Below are 10963 nucleotides of genomic sequence, written 5' to 3' on the forward strand. Positions count from 1 at the left end.
ATTTATTTTAATTATCTTAATTTTTGGTGTAACTGTTTTAACTTCAGCAGCCGAATCTCTGCCAGAGTTGGAATATCAAGTTTTAGCCAGTTACAACCACGACCCTAAAGCTTTTACCCAGGGCTTAGAAATTCATAAAAACTATTTATATGAGGGAACTGGACTTTATAATAGATCAAGTTTAAGAAAAGTTGATATTCAGAGCGGCAGTGTTTTAAATAAAATCAAACTGGATTCCAAATACTTTGGTGAGGGTATAACTATCTTAAATAATAGAATTTATCAGCTAACCTGGAAAGAAAAAACTGCCTTTGTATATGACCTTAATTTTAATTTAATTAATAAATTTAATTATCAGGGAGAAGGATGGGGGCTGAGCAATGATGGAGAATTTTTAATTATGAGTGATGGTAGTGAATACCTTTATTATCGAAACCCTGAAACATTTGAACTGGTTAAAAAAATCACAGTCAAAAATAAAGATCAACGACTAAAAAATATAAATGAGCTCGAATATCAGGGAGGGTATATTTATGCCAATATCTGGCAAACTGATTATATTATAAAAATCAATGCTCAAAGTGGTGCTGTTAAAGCCTATCTTGATTTGAGTGGAATTTTAAAAACAGACTACCAGGGAGAAATAGATGTCTTAAATGGAATCGCTTATGACCCTGAAGCTGAAAACTTTTTGATAACAGGCAAATTATGGCCAAAGATATATAGAATTAAAATCATCGATTAAGCAAAAAACCCTCAGAAAATAATTTTTCAAAGAATTTTCCTGAGGGTTTTATTAATTCTCATCATTTTTGTTTAAAATATCATAAACATGAGAGTTATTATATTCACTGTATGGCTTTTCCTCTCTTAATCTTTTTAAAACTTTCCTACTCTCTTCCTCTTTTCCCGCTCTATTAAGCATCAGGCCCAGGTTATAAAGAGCTTCATCATAATAGTTGCTCTCACCATATTCATTTAGATAAATTCGATAAAAATGCTCTGCTGACTGATAGTTATCCATTTTCTCATGACTTCTGGCAAGCAAAAATAGACTTTCCCGCCTCAAATAATCAGTTTCTGTTAGATTATATATACTGTTAAAAATGTCAGCAGCATCCTGATAATCCTGACGAGAAAAATAATCCATTCCCAGATTAAATAACTGCTGTTCGGTACCTTCTTCTAAAAAAGTATTTGCTTCTTCCAGTTTATCTCTTTCTCTTTCCCGTTCTTTAATTTCTCTCATTTCTTCAATTGAGATCAAAGCTGAGCTGTTCTGATATTCGAGTAAATTCATCTCATTTAAAATTTCTGAACTGCTGCCCTCCATTTTATCTTCTTTACTTCTGTTATTTTCTGCAGAATTATCACCAGCTTCATTGGTTTGGGAGCTATTCGATCCTGCTTCAAGCTGACTGCTTTCTACAGCTCCTGAATCAGCAGTTTGATTTGAAGACAATTTATCAGTAGTCTCTTTAGAATCTTCTTTGTCTGCAGGCTCAGCAAACTCAAATCCCCTAATATTGCTTTCAATCCAGTTTAATGGACTAAATCCACTTAAATTTAGAAAAACAACAAACAGAACTACTGCAATCACTCCAGCTATTAAAGCACTCCGCTTATTAGTCTTTGACTGAAAGTTAAAAGCACTGCTTTCCTTATCTTCCGCTTCACACTGCATAATATAATTTTTAATGTTCTGATTACCGCTGTCTAATTCATATGCCTGATAGAAATATTTTAAAGCTTCTTCGTAGTTCTCCTCTTTTTTATATAAAAGACCAAGAATCACATAAGGTTCAATTAATTCGTCATATTCTTCAATTAATTTTTTTAAAAATTTTATTTTTTGATTTTTTTCTGCTTCATCACTAAAAAGAATATTTTTATATTCTTTTCTAATCTCTTTAAAATCCTGTTTGGTAATCAGCTCTAAATAATCGCGCGCCTTATTTTTATCCTTCTTTAGAGAAAGACTTTTACGCCAGGTCTTTTCCGCTTTATCAAATCTGCATTTAAGATAATAGGCCAGCCCAAGCAGGTTAAGTACAGATACACTTTTCGAATTAAATTTTAAGCACAATTTTAATTCATCAATTGCGTCTGACACATTATTATTTTTGATTAAATTCATTGCCTCTTTATAATGAGCATTATTTTTATTCATTATAACAACCTCTCCAGAGCAGTATCTGCTGCTTTTTTATTATTTTATCATATAAAAAGCGGTCTGAAAAGAAAAAGAGACAGCTGAAAAGCGATAACTCAGCTGTCTCTGATATAATATTCAACTTAAGACTATGCACTTTCTCTTCTATTTAAAACATCAATCATTACAGCCAGAATTATAATAAAACCTTTTACTATCATCTGGTAAAATGTATTGATCCCTAAAAGACTCATTCCGTTATTGATAACCCCGATAATTATGGCTCCAATTACTGTTCCAGAAATTGTACCAACACCACCCATAAAACTGGTTCCACCAATTATTACTGAGGCAATTGCATCAAGCTCAAAACCATCTCCTAAGTTAGGAGAGGCTCCATTTAAACGGGAGGCCAGCAAAATACCGGAAGCTGCACTTAAAACACCGGTGATCACAAAGACCATTGTTTTGGACTTTAAAATATTAATACCAGAAAGCCAGGCCACTTTTTCATTACCGCCAATAGCATATAGTTTACGTCCAAAGCGAGTTTTTCTTAAAGTATAAATTCCAATCATTACAATTACTGCAAATATCGCCACTGGAATCGGGATCCCCTGATAACCAATAAAAATTAGAAATCCTGATAAAAAACCTGCTACAGTAAGGATTAATCCTCCTGTCAGTTTAGCTTTATTGCGAACTTTTTCGCCATTTTTAATCTCAACACTGGCCTTAAAAACTGCAAAAATTCCTAAAATAAGAGCAACCACCAAAATAATTAATGAAGGCAGTTTTGCTATGTAACCACTACCAATACTGGCAAAAGTCATATTGGTTACAGGAACTGAAACTCCCTGAGTTAAAACCAGACTTAAACCTCTGGCTATGGTCATAACTCCTAAGGTAATAATAAAGGGATGGATATTAAATTTCGCACTCATAAATCCATTGAAAAATCCTAATACTCCACCAACACCCACCAGGGTAATTAAGATTGCAAGCCACATTCCAAAACCAGCCTGCATTAATAAAGTTACTGTTACTGCAGATAAACCAACTACAGAACCAACCGAGAGGTCAATCCCGGCCAGCAGAATTACCATCGTCATACCAACTGCAATTATTCCGTTAATCGTAACCTGTCTTACCAGATTAGTCAGATTTCTTGAACTTAAAAATGAAGGTGATAAAAAACTCAAAATTATAATTAAGAATATTAATGCTATAAAAGTACCATTGTTTTTAATAAACTTCTTCAAATTTATTCAACTCCTTTATTACCAGTAGCATATTTCATTATTGTTTCCTGATCTGCTTCGGAACGCTTCAATTCAGCAGTTTTTTTGCCCTCTGACATTACAACTATCCGATCACTCATCCCCATAATTTCTGGCAGTTCAGAGGAAATCATAATCACTGTCACTCCCTGCTCTACCAGCTGATTCATCAGTCTGTAAACTTCTGTTTTGGCACCAACATCAATCCCTCGGGTTGGCTCATCTAAAATCAATACATCAGAATCAGTAATCAGCCACTTACCAATTACAACTTTCTGCTGGTTTCCACCGCTCAATTTTTCTACAAAAACATCCAGCGAAGGAGTTTTAATATTTAGTTCATCTACATACTTTTCAGCAACTTTTTTCTCAGCATGATTATCAACTGCCAGTTTTGAACTAAACTTTTTAATTGATGGCAGGGTCATATTCATTACCAAATTCTTGTCCAGCAGCAGACCCAATTCTTTTCTATCTTCAGTAACTAAAGCAATCCCGTTATTAATTGCATCAGCAGGAGCTTTTATCGTTAATTTTTCTCCATTAAGATAAATCTCACCTTCACGTTTTTTGCCGTAAACTCCAAAGATAGCATTAACCAGCTCAGTTCTTCCCGCCCCCATCAGACCGGAAATCCCGAGAATCTCTCCTTTATAGGCTGAAAATGAGACATCATCTACTAATTTTTTGTCAGGATTAAAGGGATCTGGAACCGATATGTTCTTTACTTCTAGTGTTTTATCTCCCCTCTTAAAATCGTGACTTGGGAAAAGATCATTAATATCTCTTCCAACCATCCGAGTAATTATCTCATCTAATGTAACTTGAGCAATATTAATTTTATCGCCAATTGTAGAACCATCTCGTAAAACAACTACCGAATCTGCTATTTCTTCGATTTCTTCCATCTTATGAGAAATATAAATAATTGAAACTCCACTTGCTCTTAATTCATTAATTACTGTAAAAAGCTCATTAACTTCCGAGTCAGTAAGAGCAGAAGTTGGTTCATCAAAAACTAAAATTCTGGTATCTAAAGAAAGTGCTTTTGCAATCTCAACCATCTGCTGTTTACCAACTGTTAGGTCGCCAAGTTCAATTCTTGGATCTATATTCATGTTTAGACGCGCTAAAACTTTTTCAGCATTGTGATACAGTTCTTCCCATTTAATTCCACCGATTTTATTCAAAGGTTGTCGATCTAAAAAGATATTTTCAGCAACAGATAGGTCAGGCAGCAAATTTAATTCCTGATGGATGATTCCGATTCCGGCTTCTTCAGCCTCTCTTGTATTGTCAAAGCGAACCAGCCGGTCATCCAGATAAATGTCTCCTTCATAGGTTGGATAGGGCCAGACACCACTTAATACTTTCATTAAAGTTGATTTGCCAGCACCGTTTTCTCCTACCAGAGCTAAAATCTCTCCCTTTTCAAGAGTAAAATTCACATTATCCAGAGCTCTTACACCAGGAAAATCTTTAATAATATTTTTCATTTCCAGAATTTCTTCAGCCATTTATTTTACCTCCAGAATTGATTATTTACAAAGCAATCCCATCCACAATGGATGGGACTGCTATATTATCTGTTCTTATAGTCTTATATTTACTCTTCTTTGAAAATTTCTGTTGCCTCATGATATCCATCTGCAACTACAGTATCCATAATATTGTCTTTATTAACAACTACAATTTCTGTGATTACAGTTGGCACTTCAATCTGTCCATTATCAACATAACGGTCAATTTTTACAATTTCGTCGATTGGCTTATCTGGATTCTTTGCTAATGTAACTGCAACTTCTGCAGCTTTGTATGCTAAAGGTTTGATCTTTTTAAAGATTTCAACAGTCTGCTTACCCTGAGCAATATATCTGATATTTAATAAATCAGCATCAGAACCAGCAACAAATACCTTATCTGTGTCTGCCATACCCTGTGCTTCTAGAGCTCTTACAGCACCGGAAGCAAGACCACTATTATTTGCTACAACAGCGTCAATGTTATTGTCGTACTTTGTTAGAGCATTTTCAGTTGTAGCCATTGCCAGATTAGGAGACCAACCTTCGTGGCTCTGGTCAACTACTAAGTTAAGACCTTCATATTTTGCAACTGTATCTAAAACACCCTGAGAAAACGCATTAGCATTGGAGTCACCAGGCTGACCTCTTAATAATACTACATTACCCTTAACTTCACCACGGTTTTCTTTAAACCACTTAACCATTGCTTGACCCTGTAATTCACCAACAGCCCAGCTGTTCTGAGTTAAGAAGACATCAACTTTACTGTTCATAATTAAAGAGTCATAGTTTACTACTGCAACCCCGGAGTCATGTGCCATTTTAACCATGTTGCTGGCTGTACCTGTATTAACAGGCTGTAATACTATAACATCAGCACCCTGTGTTAACATATTTTCAAACTTAGAAAGCTGTATGTTCTCATCGTTATTTGCTGAATCAAAAATAACCTCATCAGCACCTAATTCTTCTGCTTTTTCTATAAAAGCATCTCTATCTTTAATATATCTTTCTTCCTGCATTGTCTTCAGCAGAAAACCAACTTTGATTAGACCGTCATCTTCTTTTTGATTACCGCCAAGAAGATTATCCAGCCAACCGCCACCGTCCTGAGCAAAAGCCGCCATTGAGATCGAGGAAACGAGTAAAACAACTACCAACAAAATACTTAATTTTTTCATTATTTACCCCCTAATAGTTTTCTCAATGTGAACCATTATTAACTTATAATCACTTATAATCCTCAAAGAGTTATTTGATTTATCTAAATTGTATATAATTATCTGAGGATTAACCATAGAATATTTTTTTAAACCCTTGAATATTTTTTGTGTTAATGAATTATATCTTTTTTATAAGTTTTTCAAAGCTATTATTTTTTTCCTTTGTCGTTCACTCCGCCTCCTGCTTCCTTCAATGTCAAAAATTAACTTCAGTAATCAAAAAACGGCTAAACCTTCTGGATTTGAAGGTTTAGCCGTTTAGTTGATTTCTATTTTACTGGAAATTTCAATCATTCTACAAAAGATTTATATTATCCCGGTAAGTTGTGGGAGAAGCTCCAACCATTTTTTTAAACCAGGAGCTAAAATAATAGGCATCATTAAAGCCAAGCTGATCAGCAATCTGATAAATTTTATCATCAGTAGTCTTTAATAGCTCTTTTGCCTTATTTAATCTGATCATATTAAGATAGTCACTAAAGCTCTCTCCACTTTCTTCGTGAAAAAGGTTACTTAAATGACCGGCACTTAAATTGAATTTGCGGGCCAGCTCACTTAAAGTAATTCCATCCTGATAATTTTCAGCAATATAGGCCTTCATTTCACTGATAATTTCAGCATTTTTTTCACCTGGTTTAAAAGAAATTAAATTATGCAGCCTCAACAGAAATTCCTTGAGTATAATCTCAATTTCTTTTATTTGCTCATAGTTTAAATTTTCTATACGCTCTTTATCAATTATTTCCATTAAATCTTCTGCTTGATAGTCTAAATCCTTAATAATCTTAAAACTTTCTAAAATTAGATTGTTCAGAACAACAAATAATTTTTCTTTATTGAGATCTGCCGCTTTTAATTCTTCAATAATTTTATTTACTGTTTCTAAAACATCTTCTTTACTGCCTCTTTTTAAGACTGCCTCCAAATCAATTCGGTCCATTATCAGAGACTGATGCTGAAAAAACTGATCATCAATCAACCAGTTATAAATTGTATCAAGTTTATTTTCATTAATATAACTGGAAATCTCGCCTCTTAAAACAGCAAGCCGCTGTTCATTATCTTTTTCTTTAATCAGCTCTTCTTTCGCCTTGTTGACAACTTCTAAGAGTTTTTTTGAACGAAAGGGCTTTAATAAGTAATCATTAACCCCAAAACGGATCGATTTTTGGGCATATTCAAACTCAGCATAGCCTGAAATCACAATCACTTTTAAATGACTGCCACTTCTCTTTGCTTCTTCGATCAAATTCATTCCACTCAATTTGGGCATCTGGATATCAGTGACCAGAATGTCTATCCCCTTTTCCATAATGATCTTTAAAGCCTCTTCTCCGTTGGCTGCAGCAAAAATCTGATAGCCTTCAGCTTTCCAGTCTGTATTATTAATCAATTTTTTTCTAATCGGTTTTTCATCATCAACCAGCAGTAATTTAAAGTCCAAATTACTTTCCTCCTCTCTGATCAATCCTAATAATCACAGTAGTTTTCTCACCTTGATCACTTTCAACCCTCAGGCCAGAACTGCCTCCGTACATTAATTTTAAGCGCTGATCCACATTGCGCAGGCCAAAATATTTCTGCTGATCATCAGTTTCCAGTCTGCCAGTTAAAATTTTATTTATCTCATCTACCTTTGCAGCGGGAATACCAACTCCATTATCTACAATTTTAAAATATATATTCTTATTTTCCCGGTAGCCTTTTACAATAACCAGTCCTTTCTTCTCAGACGGTAGCAAACCGTGGTAAATAGCATTTTCAACAATCGGCTGCAGGATTAATTTTGGAATATGCTTATCCATTATTTCGTGATCTTCAACATCAATGATATATTCATATTCTTCTCCATGCCGAAACTGCTGAATAAAAAGATAATTTTTTACATGTTTAATTTCATTTCTAATTAAGACCATTTCTTTACCGTGGCTTAAACTGAGGCGGAAAAACTTACCAAGAGCCTCAACCATATGAGTTGCCCTGTCAAAATCTTTGTTTTCTAAAAGTCCAATTATTAGATCCAGAGTATTATAAATAAAGTGAGGTTTGATCTGATTATCAAGACTCTCCATTTCCAGTTTTCTAAGCAGCTTTTGCTCTCTAACATTTTGTTCCATTAATTTATTAATCCGCCTGATCATCTTATTAAAACTCTGACCCAGCTCAGCTATTTCATCATTACCACTCGTATCAATTTTAACTGACAGGTCATTTTCGGAAGCCCGATGAGTTAACTCCTGCAGCTTCTGGATTGGCCTCGAAAGTGAGGATGATAAATAAATGGTCAACAAAATAATAATTAAGAGTACCACTAAAGTCATATATAATGTAATGTCAGTTATATAATTCAACTCTGCTTCTACCTCATCTGCCGAGGCCATACTAATTATATACCAGCCAGTTGCATAGGAAAAAGTAGAAGTCAAAATATACTGTTCTCCATTTAGATTAAGCTTGCGGTCCGGAAAACCGGCATTATACAAGAGACTCCTCTGCCCTATCAGTTCCTGGTTAGGGTGATAGATGATATCGCCATTCTGATCCGCAATTAAAAAGTAACTTTTTTCTCCCAGATTAAAATCGGTTAAATTTGCCAGTACATCCAGATCAATATCTGCAGAAATTAAAACATTTTCCTCGGCAATTTCGGGATAATATGAACTGACAATAGTAATTACTTCCTGCTGCAAATAATTTGTATAGGGAGAAGTAAAAGATATCTCTCCACTTGAATCAGAATACATCCTGTCTCTAAAATTTTCCAAATCAATATTATAAATCCCATAACTGCTGATTCTGCGTCCATCCTGAAAGGTTATTGCAATATCTTCCAGTCCGGGCTTCATCTGTTTTAAATTATTAAAATCCTCCCAGATTCTAAAAGCATACTTCCTGTTATTTCTAAAATCATTGGCCTGGGTTAGTTTTATAAATTGATTAATATAAAAATCCTGTTCTCTGCTTAAAAAAGTTTCAATCTCACTAATATAGTCTTCCAGATCTCTTTCCATTCTATTTACCATTTCCTGTGAGTAAGCACTAATTCGATCATTAATTGCCCCCCGATAAATATTAAAAGAAAGCAGCCCGGATAATAAAATTGGCAGCAGACCAATTATCAGAAAAGAAATAATTAGTTTTGTTCTGATCGTATGAATCTCTATTTTTTTGAATAATTTTTTGAAAAGATTATTAAACATTAAATTTCCACCTTATTTAACCCTCCAGGGTCGATGAGTTTGCAAAAGCCGCTCTAAATTATCATCATCAGCAACTTCTACGCCAGTTTCAATATATTCTCTCGGTTCAACTCCATATTTTATATAGTTATATAATGTAGAAAGACCTTTAGAACCCATTGTGGCCATATCCTGACCAACTAAATACTGCAGCAGTCCTCTTTCCTGTAGTAAGAGAGCATCATAAAAGATATCTATACCTACAGCAACTCCTCCGTTTGCGGCCCACTTCTGAAAATTAGGCAGAGCCTCTGCCGGTACATAAAAAGGCCAGCCGCCGACAAAAAATATAATATCAATGTCAGGATTTTGCTGTAAATACTGTTCCAGCAGTTCCACCGAAAGGTTAACACTGTCCTGATTTTCAACTATATCCTGCACTCTAATATTTGTGGCTTCAACAGTGTCCAGAAAGCCTTCAATCCGACTGTCGAGATTAAGAGCACCCCGGACACCTGTCATAATCATAGTATCCAGATTTTTCTCCTGCTGCCTGTAATCAATGTTTTTGTTTTCTAAAACTTTAAGTAAACCTTCTGCAGTAACTCTGCCCGCCTCATAATTATCAATCCCAATATGAAAAAGGCGCTTACTATCAGGAGCATCTGCATCAAATGTTGCTACTGCAATTCCTGCCTCTATAGCTCTGTTAATTACATCTATATATTCAGGTGTATTATTGACACTTACCACCATTCCATCCACTTTTCTGACAATCAAGCTCTCAATTATTTTTATCTGTGCTTCCTCATTGTAGACAAAAGGAGCAACCCACTCAATATTAATTCCAAGGTCAATGGCTTTTTCCTGGGCATGTTCAAAAGCATCTAAAAAAATTGGATTGTCAAGTGACCGCGGAACATAAGCAATAGTAATTTCTTCATCATCTTCATTTGCCTGAATATTTTCTGCTCCAGCTGCAGAAGTCAAAAGCGCCGGAAGAATTATAATTACTACTAATACAAATAAAAGCCTGTTTTTTTGAGCAAACAAATTTTTCACCTCGCTTATTTCTTAGCTATCAAAAAATTTCAAAAATTTAATAGCACATAAAAAAAGACCCGATAAAGGCCTTTTATCTTTAACGCGTTCTATGCCATCAGATTAATATTTTGGCCTCTGCCCGGTCCGGCAGCTCTAGCCTGCTGCACAGCCTGGGAGGTTTCCTGCATACCTTCAACAAGTTTAGAGACCTGATCAGCACTCTGACCCATTGCCTGCCTCATCCCGGAAATGCTCAAAGCCTGCTGAACACTTGCTATCTGATTTTGCATTGCAGCATTTATACTGCTCATTATATCAACTCCCTTGAGAATTAACCTTAATTAAACTAGTCAGTATTTTAATAATAGCAGATTCCAGGCCTTTTTTCCACTATTTTGAGTAATTAATTAAATAAAGCAGGTAAGTGTTAATGTTCTTGTGGAAATGTGCAGGGATATTGTTCAAAAGAAACATACAGATGAAATAGTTACAGATTTAAAGAAAATTTACAAAGCTCCCAGCAGAGAGTATGCAGAGCAGGCCTTAAATGATCTCAGCTCAA

General features: G+C 34.9%; 9 protein-coding genes. 1 reads left to right on the top strand and 8 read right to left on the bottom strand.

What is annotated here, in order from left to right; translation table 11 throughout:
• Positions 1 to 4: 4 nt before the first annotated feature.
• Positions 5 to 745 (top strand): glutaminyl-peptide cyclotransferase, encoded by a 741-nt coding sequence (locus CI949_RS11630; RefSeq protein ID WP_290766774.1) that lies wholly within the window; start codon positions 5 to 7, stop codon positions 743 to 745.
• Positions 746 to 796: 51 nt separating this feature from the next.
• On the opposite strand, the gene CI949_RS11635 is transcribed toward CI949_RS11630, so the two are convergent.
• The 8 genes from CI949_RS11635 to CI949_RS11670 form a co-directional block, all read right to left on the bottom strand.
• Positions 797 to 2170, bottom strand: a complete 1374-nt coding sequence (locus CI949_RS11635) for a tetratricopeptide repeat protein (RefSeq protein WP_133529946.1) — start codon at positions 2168 to 2170, stop codon at positions 797 to 799.
• Between the two features lie 131 nt (positions 2171 to 2301).
• On the bottom strand, positions 2302 to 3414 hold the full coding sequence (locus CI949_RS11640; protein WP_133529945.1) for a sugar ABC transporter permease: 1113 nt from the start codon (positions 3412 to 3414) through the stop codon (positions 2302 to 2304).
• Positions 3415 to 3416: 2 nt separating this feature from the next.
• Positions 3417 to 4949, bottom strand: coding sequence for a sugar ABC transporter ATP-binding protein (locus CI949_RS11645; protein WP_290766764.1), 1533 nt, complete (start codon positions 4947 to 4949; stop codon positions 3417 to 3419).
• Positions 4950 to 5038: 89 nt separating this feature from the next.
• The gene (locus CI949_RS11650; RefSeq protein WP_133529943.1) at positions 5039 to 6136 is read right to left on the bottom strand and encodes a substrate-binding domain-containing protein; all 1098 of its coding nucleotides are present in this window, start codon (positions 6134 to 6136) and stop codon (positions 5039 to 5041) included.
• A gap of 337 nt (positions 6137 to 6473) precedes the next feature.
• Positions 6474 to 7622, bottom strand: coding sequence for a response regulator (locus CI949_RS11655; protein ID WP_166637114.1), 1149 nt, complete (start codon positions 7620 to 7622; stop codon positions 6474 to 6476).
• A gap of 1 nt (position 7623) precedes the next feature.
• Positions 7624 to 9378 carry a sensor histidine kinase gene (locus CI949_RS11660; RefSeq protein WP_133529941.1) on the bottom strand — a complete coding sequence of 585 codons (1755 nt, stop codon included), beginning with the start codon at positions 9376 to 9378 and terminating at the stop codon, positions 7624 to 7626.
• A 12-nt stretch (positions 9379 to 9390) separates the two neighbouring features.
• Complete coding sequence (locus tag CI949_RS11665; RefSeq protein ID WP_290766771.1) at positions 9391 to 10410, bottom strand: substrate-binding domain-containing protein; 1020 nt, start codon at positions 10408 to 10410, stop codon at positions 9391 to 9393.
• Positions 10411 to 10508: 98 nt separating this feature from the next.
• Complete coding sequence (locus CI949_RS11670) at positions 10509 to 10712, bottom strand: putative motility protein (RefSeq protein ID WP_108139516.1); 204 nt, start codon at positions 10710 to 10712, stop codon at positions 10509 to 10511.
• Positions 10713 to 10963: the final 251 nt, after the last annotated feature.

It is taken from the genome of Halanaerobium sp. (genome assembly GCF_003070835.1).

What these genes read in the sequence shown, in the direction of transcription:
- CI949_RS11635 (WP_133529946.1), bottom strand. Translation starts at nt 2,170, where the DNA reads ATGAATAAAAATAATGCTCATTATAAAGAGGCAATGAATTTAATCAAA.
- CI949_RS11645 (WP_290766764.1), bottom strand. Translation starts at nt 4,949, where the DNA reads ATGGCTGAAGAAATTCTGGAAATGAAAAATATTATTAAAGATTTTCCT.
- CI949_RS11650 (WP_133529943.1), bottom strand. Translation starts at nt 6,136, where the DNA reads ATGAAAAAATTAAGTATTTTGTTGGTAGTTGTTTTACTCGTTTCCTCG.
- CI949_RS11660 (WP_133529941.1), bottom strand. Translation starts at nt 9,378, where the DNA reads ATGTTTAATAATCTTTTCAAAAAATTATTCAAAAAAATAGAGATTCAT.
- CI949_RS11670 (WP_108139516.1), bottom strand. Translation starts at nt 10,712, where the DNA reads ATGAGCAGTATAAATGCTGCAATGCAAAATCAGATAGCAAGTGTTCAG.